This is a genomic window from Polaromonas sp. Polasp52 (assembly GCF_059491565.1).
Map to the genome: position 1 here is coordinate 2,060,798 of NZ_CP168513.1, position 20,987 is coordinate 2,081,784.

Consider the following 20,987-nt stretch of genomic DNA (forward strand, 5'->3'; position numbering starts at 1 on the left):
GAGCGAGGACCATGATCTCCAGGGATTCCGGCATCGCGCCGGACCACGCGGTGCCGCGCGCCGCCGGCAAGGAAACCATCATCGCGATGGAGGGCGTCAGCAAGTGGTTCGGCGCGGCGCAGGTGCTGAACGACGTCAGCCTGACGGTGCGCAAGGGCGAGCGCATCGTCATCTGCGGGCCTTCGGGCTCGGGCAAGTCGACAACGATACGCTGCATCAACCGCCTGGAGCCCTTCCAGAAGGGCCGCATCGTGGTCGACGGCATGGACCTGGGCGCCGGCACGAAGAACGTCAGCGCGGTGCGCGCCGAGGTTGGCATGGTGTTCCAGCAGTTCAACCTGTTCCCGCACCTCACGGTGCTGGAGAACTGCATGCTCGCGCCCATGAAGGTGCGCGGCACCGGCAAGGCCGAGGCCGAAGCCATTGCGATGAAATACCTGGCGCGCGTGCGCATACCCGAACACGCGAAGAGGTACCCGGCGCAGCTCTCGGGCGGCCAGCAGCAGCGCGTGGCGATCGCCAGGGCGCTGTGCATGACGCCCAAGATCATGCTCTTCGACGAGCCAACCTCGGCGCTGGACCCGGAGATGGTCAAGGAAGTGCTGGACACCATGATAGGGCTGGCCGAAGAAGGCATGACCATGCTGTGCGTTACGCACGAGATGGGTTTTGCGCGCAGCGTCGCCGACCGCGTGCTGTTCATGGACCGCGGGGAGATCGTCGAGCAGGGGCCGCCCGAGACGTTTTTTGTCAACCCACAACATGAACGGCTGCGCGACTTCCTCGGCCAGATCCTCCACAAATAACACCATGATTCCACTGTCTCTTGCCCATCTCACCGTGCTGGACGCGGCGCCGCCGGCCTTCTTCGACCTCGCGGCCCAGGCCGGCTACCAGAAGGTCGGCATCCGCGTCTTTCCCGCCGTGCCCGGCGGCCTGTGTTATCCGCTGAGCCGGCCCACGGTCATCGAATGGCGCCGCCGCCTGGCCGATGCCGGCGTCGGCGTGCATGACGTGGAGTTCCTCTCTGTCGCGCCGCAGTTGCGCGTGGGCGACTACGCCGCCACCGTGGCGCTGGCCGCCGAGCTGGGTGCACGGCGCCTCAGCGTCTCGGGCGACGACACGGACTTCGGCCGCCTGGCCGACAACTTCGGCGTGCTGTGCGACCTTGCCGCCGGCGTCGGCCTCGGTGTGGACCTGGAGTTCATGCGCTTTCGCATCGTCGGCACGCTGCCGCAGGCGCTGGAAATCGTCACGCGCGCGGCACGGCCCAACGGCAGGCTGCTGGTGGACATGCTGCACCTGTACCGCTCCGGAGGGTCGGCCGCCATGCTGCGCGAGATCCCGGCCGCCCTGCTCGGCTCGGTACAACTGTGCGACGCGCCGCTCAAGGACCCGACCGACGCCGGCGTCACCGACGAAGCGCGCCAGGGACGCCTGTTCCCGGGCGAAGGCGAGCTGCCGCTAAAGGATTACATGGATGCCTTGCCGGCTGATATCCCCTTATCGGTGGAGGCGCCGGCCGGCAAGACCCATCCGGAACTGGGACTGCCGCAGCGCGCCGCGCGGGCCTGCGCCGCGTCGCGGGAGCTGCTGAAATCCTGGCGGCCGTCTCGTTAGTTTCGCAGGTTGAGTTGTCCCTGGAAGCATAAGCGTGCCGCGGTAGCCGGATTGTTGCCAAAGGTTCCCGCACACGTCCACGGCTGCGCGCGGGCTCGCCGCAAATCGACCCCTGCCGCCTGAAACTCTGCCAACGCTATTGGCGATGGCAGTCCTTGTTTGCTGCACAGCAAATAAGGGGCTATTCGCTAACGTAGCCACTGGATTTCCAATATATTTGTTATTGAAAACGGGATTCTCGCCAATATAAGTCTCACACGCGCCGAACACTTGAGATCAAACCAGAACTACACCTATGAACCTGTTCCCGCTTTTTCTCCGCCGGCGCATGCTGGCGAGTTTCGTATCGTTGACAACGGTGATCTGGTGGCGCAACGGGTCCGCGCAAGTGGGCTCAGGAGGAACAGGCATTACTCAAAGCATTGGCAGTGCTGATTTGGTGGTGGGTGAGGTCACTTTGCGGAGGGCCGGGCAGCAACCAATAGGCATGGTGAAAGGCGCCAAGCTGCTCCAAGGCGACCTCATTGAAACCAGGAATGACTCTGAGGCCCACGTTGCGTTTGACGATGGTGGCTACCTCGCAATACGACCAAACTCGACCGTTCGGATAGCCCAGTACGTAGTGACCGGTGATGTCACGGACACGGCGACAATTGACTTGCTCAGAGGCGCATTGCGATCGGTGACCGGGTGGATCGGGAAGCTCGACGCACCGCGTTATCGAATCACCGCCAACACTGCAACGATAGGGGTCAGAGGCACCGATCACGAAGTGGTACTGGTACAAGCTGGAGATGCGGCGGGCCTTGAGCCAGGGGTCCATAACCATGTAAACGAGGGCGCGACCACTTTGCGCAACCAAAGCGGAGTCGTGAACATTGCGTCCGGCACGGCCGCATATTCGCCAAGTTCAGGAGCGCGACCTTTGCGCCATGCAGTCGTCCCTGGCATTTTTGAACGCCTGCGTACACGACAGGAAAACGCGATAAACAACCATGCCCAAAATATTCGCCAGCGCATGGAAGAACGTTTGCGCGAACGTGGAAAACTGCGCTCCAACGAACGTTTCGAGCAGTTCCGGCAGCGTCAGCAAACTCTTCGCCAGGGGCGGGCGGACCTCAAGCAGTCGGAAAAGAGCGCTGGTCAATCTCAGGCCGCTGAGGTATCGAAAGACAAACAGGCAGCACGACAGGCTTTGCGGGAACAGCGGCAAGAAAAAATTCGACAGCAGCAGGAAAGCCGAGCTCAAAAACGGGCGGGTCAACGAGACAGAGCCAGCGAAAAACATCGAATCGCAAAATGATCACGCGAACATCGCTGCGCTCAAGTTAGCGACCTTAGGGAAGTCCCCGCATGTGACCACATATTTGTTCCAGTCGAACGGGCGCAGGAATCCTTGGCACAACTCCGGGCGCTGCAAGAGGCGGCCTCATCATGAAATGCGAGTCCACCGCTGCGACGCCCAACCCTTCCATCGAGGGTGTTGAATTCCGCTGAAGTCTGACCCGAAACCGCTGTCGGTCGCTTGGAAGCATAGCCGTGCCGCGAGTGGCCGAATCGCGCAATCGTCCCTGATCGCCTGAGACTCTGCCAAAGCTGTCGCCGATGGCAACCCTTATTTGCTGCACAGCAAATAAGGGGCTATCGCTAACGTAAACCGCTATATTTCTAACATACTAGTCATTCGAAAGTCGAATTTATTCGACAAATTGAAGATTGGCCGCTAAGGTAGAGACATGGTCATTCTCAGTGAACTCTCTCATGTCGTGAAATGCTAGAGATCCGAAATGAGTCTCAGCCAGGAACGTCTTGGAGAATTGGCAGGCTTATCGCGTGCAACGATCAACGAGCTTGAAACCGGGAAGCGAGCCAATCTAAGTCTCACGCGCGCCGAACGCTTGGCTAACGTGTTGGGTTACGGCTTGGGGGTGACGGGCATCCGCAAGCCAAAATCAGATGAACAACCTGGCAACGCGATAGAAACCCGTCGCCCCATAGCGGACATTAAATCGTCGAAAATAGACTAGCTTCCTAGACGTCTCAGATATGGGGCGGAAGCGGTATTCTATGAGTCGGTCCTCTCGGCTGTCGGCGCTAATTGAATACTGCCCCTCCAGTTTTCGGCTAGCGACAGCACTGCAACGCCCTCGAAGCTATGGACAGCACACCATAGGTCTGTATAGGCATCTTCCCTTCGATGGTCTAGCATGGAATGTGGGAAGCCTAAAGCCGTTTGCATGCCTAAAACTCGTGCCATACTTGTTCTAATGAAGTTGACTTTCCCATACTTGGGCCATTTTCGATTCAGCGTGCATGCTGTCTGAGCTCCATCCCGACCAGCCAACGTGCCTATCAAACGCTGCGACCCCGGCTACGCCAGCCGGCTGGTATATCGCCTGCCGATCTTTCGAATTGAAGCGCTCGCCACTGGGCTTAAGGATTGCCGGTCACTCACTGGTGTTTTTTCGGGATGACCAAGGCCAACCCGCTGCGCTCGACGACCGCTGCGCACACCGCAACGCACCCTTGTCCGCCGGCAAGGTGTGTGACGGGCGCCTGCGCTGCGCGTACCACGGGTGGGAGTACACAGCGCAAGGTGAGTTGGCACGCATACCTGCATTGCCGACAACTGCTGTAGTAGCACACGTTCGGGTTGCTCACTACGTCGTTGAAGAGAAGCAGGGCTTTGTCTGGGTCTGGTTGCCCAATGCGATACAACCCGCACCAAGGGCCGGTGCACCTCTATTTCCCCATTACAAGGAGCCTGGTTGGACCAGCTTTGTCATGCACACCCGGTTTGAAGGGGGCGTCGAGGCTTGTCTGGAGAATTTTCTAGATTGTCCCCATGCAACGTTTGTGCACCGCTACTGGTTTCGTTCCCCGACGGCGAAACCCGTCAAGTGCGTGGTGCGGACATTGGCGGACGGGGCGGAGGCGGAATATTTTGAAGAGCCACGGGAAAAGAGCCTGGTTTGGTGGGCGCTGGCGCCTGCCCGAGGCAACATGCGCCATACCGATCGCTTCATTGCGCCCAACACCAGTCAGGTGGACTATGCATTCCCGGGTGGCCTGCGCTACACCATCACCTCTTCTTGTACGCCCATCCATTCGAATGCGACCCAGGTTACGACCGTCATCAGTTTTCGCTATAAGAAGATTGGTTTCGTCGTTCGCTTATTCTTTGAGCCCTTGTCACGTTTGATCATTCGGCAGGATGTCAAAATGTTGCGCTTGCAGGCGCAAAACATTCAGCGCTTTGGGAAAGCTGAATTTTGTAGCACCCCTGCAGATCTGCTCGGCCCCCACATTGTTGCCTGGCGTCACGCGCTGTCCCGTGGTGAACCAGTACCCCAGGAAGCAACAGAACGCGATGTTGAAATTTTCCTCTGAATCGGCGCTACGACTGGCCGTGTGCGTTGTGTTGCTACTGCTCGCGGGGCTGACCGTGGGCTTCTACCTCATGCAAAATCACACCGGCTTGATCGGAGGGGAAATCGCTTTATCAAAGGCCGTTTGGCTGGCGCTTGCGATTCTGTTCTGGTTGCTGTTGCCAGCCTTGATACTGATGGACGGAAAAACGGTCAACGCATGTCGGCTGCCGTTTGCCTGGCTGCTGGGTCTCATGGCGGCGCGCGGCGTGATTGAAGGCTTGATGCTATATGTTTATAACAATTGGTCGCCGCTGTATGGTATCGCCCACGATGTGATCTGTCTTGTGGTGATGGGCGCAATGGCCTTATCAATGTATGGCCGGGAAAGGCAGCATCAGCCGACGTCGACACGCCGCCTGGGTTTGCATGCCATGGTGACAGGTCTGATGTTTTTGCCGGAAATGTATTACGCTTGGTACATGCGGGCAAACTTCCATACGCAGGGCAACCATGCCATCTATTTTGTGCCGGATAATGGCCAGCATACGCTGGTGCTGGGCGTCACCACAACGGTCAATCTACTGCTGATTGCCTATCTATTCTGGTTCGTGCCTCGTTGGCTTCATGACAAAACTCAAAGCGACAATCCGCAAGCGGTGTGAACTCAACGCGCGGGACGTGGCTGCGATGTATGCACTCTACCGTGTGTATTACGCGCAAACCGATGACCGTCTTTTCGCGCAGGATATGGCTGGCAAAAGCCATGTCATTGAACTGCATGGCGACACTGGACTGCAGGGGTTTTCCACGCTGGAACTACTGCGCCTGGAATCGGACGGAGTGCGTCAGATGGTAGTTTTTTCCGGTGACACCATCATTGACCAGGCCAGTTGGGGTGAACAGGCGTTGTCGCTGGCGTTTTGTGAGTTTGCCGGGCGCGTCAAAGCCACATTTCCCATTGACCCACTGTACTGGTTTTTGATATCCAAAGGCTATCGCACCTATCGCTATCTGAGTTTGTTTGCGCGTGACTACTACCCCAGTTACACGGCCCCGACACCGCACGCGATGCAATCCCGGTTGGATACCATTGCACGGCATAAATTTCGCAATGCCTACGACGCCGCGTCTGGCCTGATTCGGTTTCAGTCTCCCCACGGACATTTGAAGCCGCAGTGGGCTGGGATTCGTGAAGGCTTGCGCCAACGACCCGAAATCCAGTTTTTTCTGGAGCGCAATCCGCACTACGACCAAGGGGATGAACTGGCCTGTCTGACCAAACTTGAAGCCGGCAATCTGCGCTCACTGGCACGGCGCGCTTTTGTAGCAGGTCTGGCCCGCCCGCTGACGCAACTGGATGTCCATTAGCCAAGCGGTAGCGGGTCACGCTGCGCGATTTCGTTATCTGCTGGATGATCCCGCGGCCGTTCAAGCACGCCAACTTGCCACACTGGTGGCGAACAACGCACAGTCGGCCTGGGGTTTGCTGCACCAATTCGGGACTATTGGGAACTACCGTCAGTACGCGCAGAATGTGCCAATTTCAAATTGGGACGATCTGGCACCCTGGGTGGACCGTGTCGCAAAGGGAGAGCGAACGGTCTTGACCAGTGCCCCGGTTCTGGTATTTGAGGAAACCGGTGGCAGCTCCGGGGGCGCCAAGTTGGTGCCCTATACAGAAGATGGTCTGGCATCGTTCCGCAAAGGTTTGTTACCTTGGCTGGATGATTTGTTGGCGTCGTACCCAGCCCTCGGGCAGGGAAAGTTCTACTGGGCCATTTCACCGGCCTGCCGCGCCCCTCGAGCGACCCCTGGGGGCGTACCGGTGGGCCTGGCCAGTGACGCTGCCTATTTTGGCGCCGAACTGGCACCCCTGGTGCTGGACGCGCTGGCGGTGCCGCCCACAGTCGGTGCGATTGCTGACTTTACGCAATGGGTGGCTGCGACGGTTGAGCATCTCATGGCCTGCAGGGAATTGACCATGATTTCCGTTTGGAGCCCGACCTTTTTGTCTGAGTTGCTGCGCCTGGCGGGGTCCGGGCTGGACTACAGAACATTGTGGCCCCAGCTGAAAGTCATCAGTTGCTGGGATCAGGCCAGCGCGCGGCCGCAAGCCCAGGCATTGCAAGACTTGTTTCCGGGCGTCGTTGTGCAAGGCAAGGGCTTACTGGCGACCGAGGGGCTGGTCTCGATTCCGCTGGTGGGCTTTGAATTTCCGGTGCTGGCAATAGAGTCAGGCTTCTGGGAGTTTCTCGACGCGAGCGGCCGCGCGCTGCGCGCGCACGAGGTCGAGAAAGATGCCGACTATACGTTGGTGATGAGCACCGCGTCTGGCCTGTACCGCTATGTGCTGGGTGACCGCGTCAGAATTCCGGGCTTTGCCGGGGGTACGCCGATGATTGAGTTCATTGGCCGCGGCGACACATCGAGTGACTTGTGTGGCGAAAAGCTGGTTGATGAGTTCGTGGCCCGGGCATTGGCGCCGCTGGCCTTGCGGTTCGCGATGCTGCGCCCGGTTTGCGCGCTGGGCAATACGCCAGGATACGCATTGTTGTTCGATGTCGATGAGGTGCCGGAGCAGACGGCCGTGGCATTGGCGCACCAGGTTGAGCAAGCGCTGTGTGCCAATCCCCAATATGCCTACGCGCGCAATCTGGGGCAATTGGTGGCTCTGACACCGGTTGGTATCCACCAACCACTTGCGCGCTGGCTTGCACGCGGGTTGGCACGTGGCCAGCGTCTCGGCGATATCAAGCTGCCCGCGCTAGGACCCGACGATGATTGGTACCGGCCATGAGCCGCTTTGCCTTCGCGCTGGCAACGCCCGATGACGACGCACAACTGCGTGCGCGCATGGCTGCAGACTGGATGGAAGGTGACATTGCCGTGAGCTTTCGCCGCGAACCGTCCTACTTCGCTGGTTGCAGCTTGCAGGGCAGCCTTGCACAGGTGATCAAATGCACCGAGCTGTCCAGCGGACGCATCATCGGGATGGGCGCACGACTGAAGACCATGGCCTTCGTCAATGGCGCGGCGTGCCAGATCGGCTACCTGAGTGACCTGCGGGGTGCGCCAGAGTACAGGCGCGGGACGCTGCTGGCGCGTGGCTACCGTTTTTTGCAAACTTTGCATGAAGTCGATCCATTGCCTTTCTACTATTCGATCATCTTTGCCGGCAACGACGCAGCCACACGCAATCTAGTAGGTGCGCGCGCAGGATTGCCGGACTACACCGACAGTGGTGCAATTTTGACGCCAGCACTCCACCTCGATCTGCCAAAACGGGTCTTACAGGTCCCTGGCGTTGAATTCAGCCGCGGCAGCGACGCGCAAGGCGACGACATTGTGACCTTTTTGAATCAGCAGATGGCGCGCAGACAGTTGGCACCGTGCTATGCGGTGGCCGACTTTCTAGCCGGGGGTCGTCTTCGGAATCTGTCGTTTTCTAACTTCTTCATCGCCCGCCGTGGCCCGAAGATCGTGGCCGCATTGGCCGCCTGGGACCAAGTGGACATTCGTCAAACGCATATTGAGCGCTACTCGCCCGGTCTGCGTGCGCTGCGCCCGCTGTACAACGTGTTGAGTGCGCTCACGCCGTTGAAACCTTTGCCAGCGACCGGCGACAGAGTGCCCTATTTGTACTTCTCCTGCGTTGCAGTGGCAGAAGATGACAGCGCATTGTTTGCTAGCCTGTTGCGCCATGCGTATCGTGCATTGCGCACCGGGCCCTGGCACTATGCGATCATAGGACTGCATGAACGTGATCCGTTGCTTGAGGTTCTCGATGGCTACCGCGCTATTGCAGCCGCGGGTCGTCTCTACGTCGTGCGCTATCCGCAGGCCGCAACGGAAATCATGGCTTTGGACGCCAGGGTTCCGTATGTGGACATGGCGCTTGCCTGAACGGAAGCTGCAATGAAAACTTGGCTGCGTGTACCTGATTGGCGCGACCCACGGCTTGCGGTGGCTGCTATTTTGGGGACCTATGTGCTGTTGGGCATGACGGTGCTGGGCTTTAACCGCAGTCCACTGCAAGTTTGCACCACGGTTGCTGCGGCGGTTCTACTTGACATGGTTTTCCACCGCATTTTTCGCCCTCAAGAACCACCGTTGTTCCCGTTCAGTGCGCTAATCACTGGGTTGGGGCTGAGTATTCTGGTCAACTATGCGCACGGTCTATGGCTGGCAGCAATGCCGGCTTTTTTTGCGATCTCGTCCAAGTATGTGTTCACCTGGCGTGGTCGCCATCTGTACAACCCAGCCTTGTTTGGTGTGGTCGCCAGCTTGTTACTGACCGACGGCTTGATCAGCGACTCACCCGCCTATCAATGGGGCGGCTCCTACGCTATTGCGGCCTTCATCGTCACGCTGGCACTATTTTTTGTGTTTCGGATCCAACGCTTTGCCCTGATTGGCTCGTTCCTGCTGTTCTACGCCATCAGCCTGTGCGTGCGTGCTTGGTTCACGCGTTGGCATATGCCGATGGAAACCTGGTTTCTGGGAACCCTGACCTCGCCACCTTTTTATCTATTCACCTTTTTCATGGTGACGGACCCACAGACTTCACCTGCCACGCGGCGCGGCCAGGTGCTGCTGGCATTTTGCATTGTTACAGTCGATTTTCTTCTGCATTTGCGCGAGACCTTGTCGACACTTTTCTATGCGGCGTTTTTGTGCGCAAGCCTGCGATTGCTGTGGACGCACGGCCAGGCCATTCGCGATGGGGTCGGCGCCTTGCGCGTTCGGTTGGCATTCAGCTACAGACGCTGGGCGATGGTCGGCTGCATGGGGGCGGCTGCCTGGCTGGGCGTTCACGGCCTGTTGGCCACAGACAGCGATTTTTTGCCGGATTTTGAATTCAAGGAAATCATTGCCGAGCAGGTTGGCATCAGCTCCCGGCCGGGGCAGGTGCTGCATTCAGTGGACCCGCGCATAGCCCATATTGCAAAATGGGTGCTGTCGGTGGGCGATGCGGTGGCGGTGGCGGACGTCGACAACGATGGCTTGCAGGATATTTTTCTGACCTATCCGCTCAAGGATGGGCGCGACCGGGCGGCGCTGTACCGCAACCTTGGCAACTACCAGTTTGAGCGCGTCGCCATACCTGCATTGGATGGCATCTTCGACCACCCTGAGATTCACGGCCTGCCGTCGGGGGCCATCTTCTTTGACTACGACAATGACGGCGATCAGGACTTGCTGATACTGGTGGGCTATGGCAAGGTACGCCTGCTGCGAAACCGCCTGGTCGAAGATGGACGCTTATCCTTTGTCGATGTCAGCGATGCGATGGGGCTTGGTGACTACGGCATCAGCGTTGCCGCAAATGTGGCCGACTTTGGGCATTCGGGCAAACTCGATGTGGTGATTGGCAATGCATTGAACCCCCTGTTGCCGGACTATGCCAAGCCAACACCGTTCAATATTTTCAAGCTGCCGCAGCCCGAGTACCCCGGGGACCGACGGATGTTCAATTTCATGCACCGCAATTGGCACAGCGCCAACAACGGCGGCGGCATAATCCTGTTTCGCAACCAAGGTGGGCGATTCGAAAAGGCCGATGCACAGGCCTTGGGGCTGGCCGGTGAAAAGCGCTGGACCACGGCCATAGGCGCGGCTGACCTCAATGGGGATGGCTGGCCGGACCTGTATGCGGCCAACGACTTTGGACCAGACCAATTGTTGATCAACCAACGCGACGGCACGTTTGCCATGGTCAAGGGTAACGTCGCCGGAGAGATTGGCCGGGACACCTACAAAGGCATGAACGTGTCCGTAGCCGATTTTGATGGTAGCGGTCGGCCTGGTATTTACGTGTCCAATGTTCATGAAAAATTGCAGGCCGAAGGCAGCCTGCTGTGGATGAATAGCGGCAAAGGTGACACAGCGTCCAGTTGGGTCGACCAGGCCATGCAAAAGAACATGCTCAACGAAAAGCGTTTTGGCTGGGGCGCGGCTGCCGGCGATGTGGACCTGGATGGTCGGGTCGATATCTTGCAAGCCAATGGCATGGTCGACAACGCCTACGACAAGATCTACCCCGACTGCCCTGACTACTGGTACTGGAACGACAAAATTGCCTTGACGCGGCCCGACGTACATGGCTATGCGGACCGCTGGGCCGACCTGCGCGGCCGCTGTATTTTTCCGTTTGAGCGCAACCGGGTGGAGTTGAACCGTGGGCGCTACTTTGTCGACGTCGCCCAACGCGTGGGCTGGGGCAAGCAGGGAAATTCGCGTGGCATTGCGCTGGTCGATCTCGACAACCGTGGCAGACTGGACGTGCTGGTGACCCACCAGTTCGCGCCGGTATCCATTTACCGCAACCAACCCATTGCAGGCGCGGCGCCAAAATCCTGGATTGGCCTGTCACTGGCAGGTGATGGCCATAGCTGCAACCGCGACGCCATTGGCACCCGTGTGGATATTGAATACACCTCCCAGGGCACGCTGCATAAGCAATGGCGTGAAGTATTGGCCGCCAACGGTTTTTCAGCACAAGGTGATAGACGCCTGTTATTTGGCCTGGGTGATTACCGTGGCGTCGTCAACCTTTCGATTCATTGGTGCGGTGCCCCCACGCCACAAAAACTGACGCTTGAGCCCGGGCGATACCATGCGCTGAAAATTGCTGCGCAAGACACGCTTGCCGCGGTCGGACAGAAGAAGTGAGCATGCTCAAGCACCGTGCCGATGTTCGTAGCCTGGCATTTGTCACGGTGGCGTTGCTGCTGTTGGGGTTGCCGCACACGTGGCTGCCAACACCGGGCCTGGCTGTGCCGTGGATTGCGTGCGCCAGTCTGGCCTGTTTTATTGCCAGCATCATCAACCACAACCACATGCACCAGCCCGTGTTCACGGATCGCAGGTGGAATATTTGCTTCAACCTGGCCTTGAGTCTTGCGCGTGGACACAGTGCCAGCGGCGTCATCGTTCCGCATAACCTGAACCACCATGTGCAAGCCGGTGCCGAAGACGATTGGATTAGTCCACGACTCGCAGGCCAGGGGCTGGGATGGTGGCGTTTGTTACGCTACGTCGTCGTGGCAAGCGGCAACATGATGATTCAGCGCCAACGTGCAGATGCCCCACGTTTACCGAAGTCCATGCGTGCCAGCCTGATACTGGAAAAGCTTGTTTTGGCCATCGTCGTGGCGTTGGCGTGCCTGCATGACTGGCAGATATTTTTGGCCTACAACGTTGTGCCCTGGCTGCTGGGCCTGGCGCTGTTGGTGGGTGTGAATTTGCTGCAACACGATGGTTGCGATCCAGGCTCCGTGCTGGGAGAGTCCCGAAATTTCACCGGAAAATGGGGGAACTGGATGTTTTTCAACAATGGTTTTCACAGTGCACACCACTACCAGCCCGCACTGCATTGGAGCCAACTGCCGGCCCTGCATGCCACGCTTGCGCAGCGACTGCCTGGCAATGACCTGACGCATGCCTCGATTGTTGTCTACCTGTGGCATTTTGGTTGGTCACGCGTCGGCGTGCGTTGATGCATGGGCAAGCTGTACATCTCCGCTCCGGTTGACGACGTTCAATTGGCCACCCACGTCGCGCCAACCGTTGCCGAACTGGCTGGTCGCTTGCCCACCGAACAAGAGCTGTGCCACTTGGCGCGCGTGCAGGGCCTTGATTACGCGACCATGGTGTTGTACCAGGCGCTGCACGCATCGGCACAGCACCGCCCATTTATTGATGCCGTGAACGCCGAGCCGGTTCGCACATCACATCCGCCATTGGATGCCAAGGTCCTGATCATTCCCGCTCTGTTCCATGGCCATTTTCCGGAAACCGGTGCCGACGCCAAGTTGGTGGCCGATATTGCGCGCCACTGTGGCTTTGCCGTTGAAACGCTGCCCATTCGCAGTGTTGCGTCCAGCACGGTGAATGCGCAGATCATTGCCGAGGCACTCAGTCGCGAAACGGCTCGCAACCTGTGGATTTTTACGGTCAGCAAGGGCACCGCGGATTTTCGACTCTTCCTGCAACGTCATCCGGACCATCCGGTCATTGACCGGTTGAGTGGCTGGGTGAACGCCTGTGGCATTGCCGGCGGCTGTGAAATCGCCGACTACGACACCGCAACAGCATGGCGTCGCCTCAAATACTGGTTTATTTGCCGCCTGTTTGGCAATGGCCCGGAGTTGCTGCGAGAAATGCGCACCGACCACCCGTATTGGCAAGTGCCCATTCAACTGCCCAAGAGCATGCAAGTGTTCAATTTTTCCGCCGTACCCTTGGGGGCCCACATACAGACTTCCTTGATTGGCCGCTATCAGGCGATCAGCCAGTTGGGTCCCAACGATGGCATGGTGCTGTGCCGCAATTCCATGCTGGAGCACGGTCCCTGCTATCCTGTGTGGGGATGTGACCATTTCTTTCGCAGCCCATTGGTGGCCCCGTTGTTGTACCGCTTTTTCGGTTTTTTGCGACGGCAGTGATCGTTCGTTATAGTTCACCATCTTCCAACAGGAGAACACTATGCGGCAAATTGGCATTGGGAAACTGACCCGCAACTTTTTGCTGGGTGCGCTGCTGGCGTCCTGTGGGTACACCTGGGCTGCGACAGCGCCAGTGCTCGATCCCAGTGCGGGCAGGGTCGAAGACCGGCTGCAATTGCGAACGCTGCTGGACCAGATGGAAAAAGCCATCAGCAATTTGGACGTGGAGGCTGCCATCAAACAGATGCAGCCGGACGCGGTAGTGACCTGGCAAAACGCCGAAGTGTCACGTGGCCCCGAGCAAATTCGCGCGTACTACAACCGCATGCTCAAGGGCGGATCCCCTATCGTGAAGAAATTCAGCACCAAGGCGACCTTGGGTGGGCCCGCCGTGTTTTACGCCGACAGTGCGGTGGCGTATGGAACCACCATCGATACCTATGAGCTGTCGGATGGATTAAGTTTTCAGTTGAAGGCGGCCTGGAGTACGACGGTCACCAAGACCGATGGGCAGTGGAAAGTGGCGGCACTGCATTTTTCAACCAACCTGTTTGACAACGCGCTGCTCAACAGTGCCGAGCGATTGATCTGGATTGCCGGTGTCGCTGCCTTTGCGGCCGGTCTGCTGCTGGCTTGGCTTGGGCTGCGGCTGACACGCAAGAAATGAATGCGATGCCGCAGTTCCGCGTGAACAACGCTGACAAAGTGGCGATCCGGCCATGGATGAACCTGGCGATCATCGTCACCGTCTATGCCGTGGCGTTGTCGTTGCTATGGCTGGGATCACGGGTAAACCTGGAAATAACGCTGCTGTTGGGCATCGCTTTTTCGTTTGTGTTGCTCACCAATTACGCGCTGATTCACGAAGCCACGCACGACAACTTGCATCCCAATGCCCGTTGCAACCAATGGCTGGGCGTTGTCACTGCCTTTCTGTTTCCAATACCCTTTTCCATGATCAAGGTGACCCACACGGTGCACCACTGCTGCAACCGCACAGACCATGAGATGTTTGACCTGTACTACCCGGGCGACAACATGTTCCTTAAACTAGGCCAATGGTACGGGCTGCTCACGGGGTTTTTTTGGCCCACCATTCCGGTGGGCATGGTCATCCTGGCCACTTGGCCGGCGCTGCTCAAGACCGCACCCTTTCGCAAGGCGCGGACCACGGCCGTGCTGTTCGACGATTTTCAGAAAAAGGGAGTGGGTCGTATTCGCGTCGAGGTGTTGCTGCTGATAGGATTCTGGGTTGCGATGTTCGGGTTGTTGGGTTTGAAATGGCAGAGCGTCTTGTTGATGTACGCCTGTTTCGCTTTCAACTGGTCAACAAGACAGTACGTGACCCATGCCTTCACACCGCGCGACGTCGTCAACGGGGCCTTGAATCTGCGTGTCAGCGCGCCGATGTCGTGGCTGTTGCTCAAAGGCAATTGGGACCTGGTGCACCACCAAAAACCGTGGTTGCCGTGGACAGCTTTGGCAGAAGAAGGCCGGCGCAGCGTGGCGCCCGTTGGTTTTTGGCGGCAGTATGCGCGCATGTGGGGAGGGCCCGTGCCGACGCGTGAGCCCTCGCCCGAGCGTCTGCCGAATACTACGGCTGTTCCCCACAGCATGTACCAGACACCAGTTTGATCGGCATGGCGTTCGCCCGTTCGTGGGTTTGCATGGTACTGCTAGCCTTCCTGGGCAGTACCGGCGCATCGGCCGTGCCAGAAGACCAGGCGCCCGACGTTGCGCGTATCCATGCCTTGTTGCATGAAATCGAAGAAGCCACCAATACCCGGGATATGCAGCGCCTGTTGCGCCACGCCACCGACGGTATCGTCATGCTGTCCAAGAACGGCGAGACGCTGGTCGGCAAAGCCGCAGTGGACGCCTATGTGAACAGGATGCTGGGCGCAGCGGGGCCAGTTCTGACAGGCATGCACACTCGGGTGATACAGGACGGACCACCACTGATCCATGGTGCGGTGGCCATGGCCCACGGAACGTCTGATGATGCGTACGAGTTCCAGGGCGGCATGCGGCTAGCCATCGTGACATCATGGTCCGCAACCTTGGTGCGCCAGGATGGGGAGTGGAGAATAGCCAGCCTGCATTTCTCCTTCAATCTGTTTGACAACCCCTTGCTCAACGCTGCGCGCTTTAGTGTCATCGTTGCCTCTGGCATAGGCTTGGTGTGCGGACTGTTGACCGGTGTTCTTTACTTGCGCTGGCGGGTTAGATTCAGATAGCGGTTGTAGCAGTAGCGGCCCAGCGCCAGGCCTGCCAGCACGTCCAGAAGATGATGTTGATGCACCAGCAACACGGAGGCCACAATCAACGCCAACCAACCCTGCAGTAGCAGGGCCCAAAGTCGACCCTGTGCGCAGCCGGCCAAGGCACTGGCGATAACCCACACAATCAGACTGCTGTACGCAATGTGCAAGGACGGCACCAGGTTGTGGCTGAGGTCCAATTGGTACATCGCTGCATAGACTGCGGCAAAGTCGGGAACGGTCGTCGGGCGGGTGTGCCCCAAGTGGCCAGGTATCAGCAAGAAACAGATGCCGCCGATGATGGTGGCCAGCGCAAATACTCGGGCTAAGGCGCGCATTTGTGCTGGGCTCAGGCAGAACATCGGAAGCCAGAACAGCGCCGAAATGGAGAAGTAAACGAAGACCATGGACGGAATAAATGGGATGGCCAGTTCCCACTGCGTGTACATTCCCCACGTCGTTTCGCGCCTTGCTGACAGCCAATTGCAGCCGCCATAGACCAGTACAAACAACACACTCAATTGCACCAACAGGCGCACATATAACAGAGCGGCTGCCCTGTCCGGCCAGCCAAAGCCGATCTTCTTCATTGTGCGCGCCAACGCGCCATGTCACGACGCAAATGCCGGTCCAGCCAGGCATTGGCGAGGTTCATCGATCGTGTAACCACAGGATGTTGCGTTGCAACGCGGTGCTGAAAATCCAGCAAGTCGCTACGCTGCTCGGGTCTATACCCCAACAGACCGGCATAGAAGAGTGGCGCATTCAGTGAAATTTTCTCGGCCATGATGCGTTGATGCAGATGGCGTACATGGTTGCCCACGTCTGCGGCCGACATCGTCGCATGCTCCCAATAGGGCGCTACGGTGTGGGGGTTGCTATCCGTGCGTAAATGGAAGCGGTCACGGTTGAAACTGCTGAGAATCGGAACCCCGGCAACACGTGTGCTAAAGGTGGCCAAAAAATAGAAATCGGGCGGCGTGGCGGCCAGAAACGCCAACGTGGTGTCCATGGTCTTTCGCGTTTCGCCCGGGAAGCCGACAATCAGTGAAACCACACTTGTTAATCCCACAGCTCGACAATTGACCAATGCTTGGTGATTGGCCTCCACCGTGCACTGCTTGTCCATGTTGTCGAGCAAACCTTGGTCGCCCGATTCCACACCAATTTGCACTTGGTGCGCGCCGGCCTCTTTCATCATGGCGGCAATCTCCGGGTGGGCCAGATCGTCGGCGCGGGCATAGCAGATCCATTTGAGTCCAAGCTGGCGTTTCACCAGTTCACCGCAGAGTTCAACCAGCCGACGCCTGGGCATGGTGAACAGCGAGTCCAGGCAGGTCACATATTGCGCACCAGTTTCCTCGCGATAGCGTTGCCAGTCATCAGCGATTTTTTTGGCACTTTTGTAGCGAAACCGTGTGTCATCGAACAAATAGGGATAATTGCAAAAGTTGCAGCGGTACGGGCAGCCGCGTACGCTTTCGTAATAGACCATGGGGAATTTTCTACCGTGGTCTCGTTCGGCTTGTGCCCAGTCCGGGGTGGGTAGAAAGTCCAGGTCGCTGCCATTGGGTACGCCGCTGCGCAAAATATGGGTGCTTGCGCGCGTCTCCACACTACCCGATACCGGTGCCACCAGTGTCGCAAAGCCTGAGCGGATATAGCGTACCAGGGTCGGCACCAGCATTTCGCCATAGCCTACCGCCAAAATGTCGACTTCCGGCATGCCGGCCCAATCGTGCACCAAGGTGCCACCCAGAGCGCCGCCGATGACCACCCGATTGTGCGCACGCTTGAGGCGTTTGACCAGTGGCTCTACCTCGCTCAAATCGCGCAATAGCGTCGCCGATAGAAAGACACAACAGCATTCTGCCAACAAGGATCTTGCCTGTTCTGTATTGGCAAATATCTCATCAACAGTGACGGCGCCATAGGCCATGCCTTCTTGCGCCAACAGGGTCAGCAACACCACCTCGGTCAGTTCCGGCGCTGACAGATTTTCCGTGTTGGCGAAATATTCGCGAACCAAAGGCGACAGACGTCGCCTGCCGAGCAGGCGCTCGACTTGACCAGCGATCATGGGCTCGGCCATCACCAGCTTGATTTTCAAATCCAACCAAGCGGCCTGTGCTGCGCGCCATTGCAGCGACTGCTTGCGCAAGGCGCGCAGCACAGAAGTTTCCTTCTCATTGAGCAGGCCACCAGTCACAACCAATACTTTTTGCATCATCGCACCCTGCGCAGCGTGGGCCCACCCGAGGGCACGATGAGAACCATTTTTCGCACCGGTCTGACTTTTTCCGGCTCTACCGTCTCCATTTGGCTGTGTGTCAACAGCGTGGCCGCAATCAAAGTCATTTGCCGTTGGGCCATGGGCATGCCCGCGCACAACCTTTGACCCAGACCGAATGGAAAATAGGCATGGCGCCATTCTGGCTTGGGGTTGAGAAACCGTGTCGGTTGGTATTGCGTAGCTTGCTCAAAGACTGCCGGGTTGCGATGCGCCAAATACTGACATGGCAAGACCCTGGTGCCAGCGTGCACGACGTGCTCGCCGACCGCCGTGTTGGCTGTAGCGTGCCTGGTCAAGTGAACCACGACCGGACACAGCCGCAAACTTTCCTGAATCGCCGACTGCAGCAACGGCAAGTTTTCCGGCAGTACTTCTGCATGGGCGTTGGTCAGGGTGCTGACCTCGTTCTGCACCGCGGCCAAGGCGTCGGCATGGTTCCACAGATGGTGAAAGACCCAGCCCATGGCCTCAGCGCTGGTGTCGTGGCCGAATAGCAGAAAAGTCACGGTCTCGGAGATGATTTCGTCATCCGTCAGTGCATGGTCGCCTGCCATGCGGGCACGCAATAGCGCGCCCAATACACCACCGTCGACGGCGTAGGCTGCCTTGCGGGTCATTTGCTCTCGGATAAAGGTGTGCACCTTTTCTCGGTTGATCAAAAAACGGCCCCAGCCCGACCAGGCGCCCAGATTCACATGCAAGGGCTTCAAAAACAGAATGGCCGGATTGCGAAACGATGCCAGCCAGGTTTGGATGTGCGACACCATTGCCTGGTGTTGTTCGGTGTTCAATGCACCAAAGAGGATTTCCACCATGGCATTGAGCGTGATGGTGCTGACCAAGCGACTGCCCTCGAATGTCTGGCCTTGCGATATCTCTTGCAATGCCTGGCAAGCCCATTTGCGCGTGAGTGTGTCGTAGCGCGACAGGTCTCCGTAGAAGAAATGCGGCAATAGGGCCTTGCGGTGCGACTGGTGGCGCTCGCCTTCAATGGCTATCAGGCTGTGTTGGCCGACGACCGGTCGCAAGGCCTCGGTCCCGCGACCACCTATGAGATCGCGATTCTTCGTGATCTCGGCAACCAGTGTTGGATCGCCAGTGACCAGACAATCGCCCATCACGGGGAGGCGCAGACGCAGTGTCAATTCTCCGCGCTCCAGCGAACGATCCAGCAGCGCGTAGGGTGAGCGCAACCACGCCAGGGCGTTTCCAAGCGGGCCGAACAGGTCGGCGTTCAGATAGTGTCCTTATGCATGTCGCGAACCCGCAAAATAAGTGTTATCGTGAAGAACCAAGGTTTGCGCATTCTACGGGCAGCTTGATTCTGTATCCATGGGTTTGTCCCATGGTGACGCAGCCCTGAGCACGGGAGATATTTGCTTCAAGGAGGGAGAATCAAAAGCATGTCGAAAGCGAAACACACATTCACCCCTGATCCTGCACAAATGGCGTTGTGGCCCACGGTGTCTGGCAATACCATCAATGGTCTGGGTGAAGCAACTGCCGAGCGCCCCCGCCCCATCTATTGGCACGACCCGAACAGCACGCCGCACGGCCCCCTGCAACGGTGGTTCTATGCGCGCAGCGCAGACAACCCCGTGCTGGCCAGCGCCAGAGCGCAACGCCAGGCGATTCTGGATACCCCATTGGCGCCTCTGGCTCAGCAGACCGTGGCGTTACAGGATTGGGAATGGGTCGCCAAGCTACAGCAAGCCGCCACAGAACTAGGCGCTGACCTGTTTGGCATCACGCCGATGCGGGAGGAGTGGATTTTCGAGGGCCATACGGTCACGCAGCGTTGGATCATCATGATCGGCGTAGCCCATTCATTTGATGCGATGAAGACGGCTCCTGCTTCACATGCCGCGGCAGAGGTGGTGCGCCAGTACGGTCGCGGAAGTCGCATCGCCAAGGGCATTGCTTCTCTCATTCGCGAACATGGTCACGAGGCTCAACCGCACGGTGGACCCATGGCCGGTCCCCTGGTTCTAATTCCACCCGCGTTGGCATGCGGTTTTGGCGAACTTGGTAAACATGGCTCCATCATCAACCGGCAATTTGGTTCCAGCTTTCGGCTGGCCTGCGTATTGACCGATATTCCGCTGGTGGCGGATCGATCGGACACCTTTGGCGCCGATGACTTTTGTGTGAATTGCCGTGTCTGCGTTGACGCCTGCCCGCCAGATGCCATCTTCGCGTCAAAACAGCTGGTCCGCGGCGCGCAAAAGTGGTATGTCGACTTTGACAAGTGCCTTCCCTATTTCAATGAAACCATGGGTTGCGGCATTTGTGTTGTCACGTGTCCATGGAGCAGGCCTGGCGTGGCATTGAATCTGGTCGAAAAGATGGCGGCACGCCGTCCATCGAAGCCTCTTGTGGAAAGTAGCAGTCCGCGATAACGAAAATGCTGGCTGCGTCCGACGGCTGCGAGCCCGTACCATTCAAAAGAACCTCATGACCGTAATTCCACCCAAAACTGACCCACGTAACCGTGCCGCCTTTGGAAGCATAACCGTGCTGCAGGTGATCAGCGACACGGCCAAAACCAGTACTGCGCCTGCCGAGCGCCAACGGGCCGTTGAATTCCGCTGAAGTCTGACCCGAGGCCGCTGTCGATTGCTCGAAAGCATAACCGTGCCGGCCGAAAATGAAGCCTAAGCGTGCCGAAACGGCACAGTTATGCTTCCAGGGACAGTCCTGCGGCACGGCGATGGCAATTGGTGCGGCTGGCGGGGATCGAACCCACGACCCTTGGCTTCGGAGGCCAATACTCTATCCACTGAGCTACAGCCGCAACGCTGGAAACGGTTTGCGCCGGAATTCGCGGCCGGGGAAGGCGCGAAATCGGGGCATTTGCGCCGCGCGGGCGATTCACGCCGCGCAGCGTGTCCGATTCTACCAGCCGGCCGCGGCACTCCCCGGGCCCGGCAAGAGCCCCAGCTATAATGCGAGGTTGCTGAGCAAGCGCTGTACAGGCGCGCCACCAATACGCGAT

19 protein-coding genes and 1 tRNA gene are annotated in these 20,987 nt (G+C 58.4%); 16 read left to right on the top strand and 4 right to left on the bottom strand.

The features are described from left to right. Positions 1 to 11 precede the first annotated feature (11 nt). From ACEN9P_RS09530 to ACEN9P_RS09600, 15 genes are all read left to right on the top strand, one after another. Positions 12 to 806, top strand: a complete 795-nt coding sequence (locus ACEN9P_RS09530; protein ID WP_495621807.1) for an amino acid ABC transporter ATP-binding protein — start codon at positions 12 to 14, stop codon at positions 804 to 806. 4 nt (positions 807 to 810) lie between these two features. Next, on the top strand, positions 811 to 1,620 hold the full coding sequence (locus ACEN9P_RS09535; RefSeq protein ID WP_477663703.1) for a sugar phosphate isomerase/epimerase family protein: 810 nt from the start codon (positions 811 to 813) through the stop codon (positions 1,618 to 1,620). A gap of 295 nt (positions 1,621 to 1,915) precedes the next feature. Then, on the top strand, positions 1,916 to 2,923 hold the full coding sequence (locus tag ACEN9P_RS09540; protein WP_495621808.1) for a FecR domain-containing protein: 1,008 nt from the start codon (positions 1,916 to 1,918) through the stop codon (positions 2,921 to 2,923). A gap of 484 nt (positions 2,924 to 3,407) precedes the next feature. Beyond that, positions 3,408 to 3,647 carry a helix-turn-helix transcriptional regulator gene (locus ACEN9P_RS09545; RefSeq protein ID WP_495621809.1) on the top strand — a complete coding sequence of 80 codons (240 nt, stop codon included), beginning with the start codon at positions 3,408 to 3,410 and terminating at the stop codon, positions 3,645 to 3,647. Positions 3,648 to 3,933: 286 nt separating this feature from the next. Further along, positions 3,934 to 5,010, top strand: a complete 1,077-nt coding sequence (locus tag ACEN9P_RS09550) for a Rieske 2Fe-2S domain-containing protein (protein ID WP_495621810.1) — start codon at positions 3,934 to 3,936, stop codon at positions 5,008 to 5,010. Continuing rightward, positions 4,991 to 5,653 carry a hypothetical protein gene (locus ACEN9P_RS09555; protein WP_495621811.1) on the top strand — a complete coding sequence of 221 codons (663 nt, stop codon included), beginning with the start codon at positions 4,991 to 4,993 and terminating at the stop codon, positions 5,651 to 5,653. Before ACEN9P_RS09550 ends, ACEN9P_RS09555 begins: the two co-directional genes overlap by 20 nt. Further along, positions 5,616 to 6,359, top strand: a complete 744-nt coding sequence (locus ACEN9P_RS09560) for a hypothetical protein (RefSeq protein ID WP_495621812.1) — start codon at positions 5,616 to 5,618, stop codon at positions 6,357 to 6,359. Before ACEN9P_RS09555 ends, ACEN9P_RS09560 begins: the two co-directional genes overlap by 38 nt. Next, a complete protein-coding gene (locus ACEN9P_RS09565; protein ID WP_495621813.1) occupies positions 6,349 to 7,788 on the top strand; it encodes a GH3 family acyl-acid amido synthetase in 1,440 nt (479 codons plus the stop codon). The genes ACEN9P_RS09560 and ACEN9P_RS09565 overlap by 11 nt, the downstream gene beginning before the upstream one ends. Continuing rightward, complete coding sequence (locus tag ACEN9P_RS09570; protein WP_495621814.1) at positions 7,785 to 8,894, top strand: hypothetical protein; 1,110 nt, start codon at positions 7,785 to 7,787, stop codon at positions 8,892 to 8,894. Before ACEN9P_RS09565 ends, ACEN9P_RS09570 begins: the two co-directional genes overlap by 4 nt. 12 nt (positions 8,895 to 8,906) lie before the next feature. Beyond that, a complete protein-coding gene (locus ACEN9P_RS09575; RefSeq protein ID WP_495621815.1) occupies positions 8,907 to 11,663 on the top strand; it encodes an FG-GAP-like repeat-containing protein in 2,757 nt (918 codons plus the stop codon). A 2-nt stretch (positions 11,664 to 11,665) separates the two neighbouring features. Next, a complete protein-coding gene (locus ACEN9P_RS09580; protein WP_495621816.1) occupies positions 11,666 to 12,490 on the top strand; it encodes a fatty acid desaturase family protein in 825 nt (274 codons plus the stop codon). Between the two features lie 3 nt (positions 12,491 to 12,493). Continuing rightward, positions 12,494 to 13,438, top strand: coding sequence for a hypothetical protein (locus ACEN9P_RS09585; protein ID WP_495621817.1), 945 nt, complete (start codon positions 12,494 to 12,496; stop codon positions 13,436 to 13,438). Between the two features lie 40 nt (positions 13,439 to 13,478). After that, positions 13,479 to 14,105: a nuclear transport factor 2 family protein gene (locus ACEN9P_RS09590; RefSeq protein ID WP_495621818.1), complete on the top strand. Its 627-nt coding sequence runs from the start codon at positions 13,479 to 13,481 to the stop codon at positions 14,103 to 14,105. Continuing rightward, positions 14,102 to 15,073: a fatty acid desaturase family protein gene (locus tag ACEN9P_RS09595; RefSeq protein WP_495621819.1), complete on the top strand. Its 972-nt coding sequence runs from the start codon at positions 14,102 to 14,104 to the stop codon at positions 15,071 to 15,073. Before ACEN9P_RS09590 ends, ACEN9P_RS09595 begins: the two co-directional genes overlap by 4 nt. Before the next feature lie 5 nt (positions 15,074 to 15,078). Next, positions 15,079 to 15,675 carry a YybH family protein gene (locus tag ACEN9P_RS09600; RefSeq protein ID WP_495622159.1) on the top strand — a complete coding sequence of 199 codons (597 nt, stop codon included), beginning with the start codon at positions 15,079 to 15,081 and terminating at the stop codon, positions 15,673 to 15,675. Here ACEN9P_RS09600 and ACEN9P_RS09605 read toward each other — a convergent pair. From ACEN9P_RS09605 to ACEN9P_RS09615, 3 genes are read right to left on the bottom strand one after another with little or no spacing between them, the layout of a single operon-like run. Beyond that, complete coding sequence (locus tag ACEN9P_RS09605; RefSeq protein WP_495621820.1) at positions 15,645 to 16,289, bottom strand: phosphatase PAP2 family protein; 645 nt, start codon at positions 16,287 to 16,289, stop codon at positions 15,645 to 15,647. The two genes, ACEN9P_RS09600 and ACEN9P_RS09605, sit on opposite strands and share 31 nt — an antisense overlap. Beyond that, the gene (locus tag ACEN9P_RS09610) at positions 16,286 to 17,929 is read right to left on the bottom strand and encodes a B12-binding domain-containing radical SAM protein (RefSeq protein WP_495621821.1); all 1,644 of its coding nucleotides are present in this window, start codon (positions 17,927 to 17,929) and stop codon (positions 16,286 to 16,288) included. The genes ACEN9P_RS09605 and ACEN9P_RS09610 overlap by 4 nt, the downstream gene beginning before the upstream one ends. Then, a complete protein-coding gene (locus tag ACEN9P_RS09615; RefSeq protein WP_495621822.1) occupies positions 17,926 to 19,137 on the bottom strand; it encodes a cytochrome P450 in 1,212 nt (403 codons plus the stop codon). Before ACEN9P_RS09615 ends, ACEN9P_RS09610 begins: the two co-directional genes overlap by 4 nt. A 258-nt stretch (positions 19,138 to 19,395) precedes the next feature. Between ACEN9P_RS09615 and ACEN9P_RS09620 the strand changes: the two genes are divergently transcribed. Next, on the top strand, positions 19,396 to 20,391 hold the full coding sequence (locus tag ACEN9P_RS09620) for a 4Fe-4S dicluster domain-containing protein (RefSeq protein WP_495621823.1): 996 nt from the start codon (positions 19,396 to 19,398) through the stop codon (positions 20,389 to 20,391). Positions 20,392 to 20,710: 319 nt separating this feature from the next. On the opposite strand, the gene ACEN9P_RS09625 is transcribed toward ACEN9P_RS09620, so the two are convergent. Beyond that, positions 20,711 to 20,786 (bottom strand) — tRNA-Arg (locus ACEN9P_RS09625). Between the last annotated feature and the right edge of the window lie 201 nt (positions 20,787 to 20,987).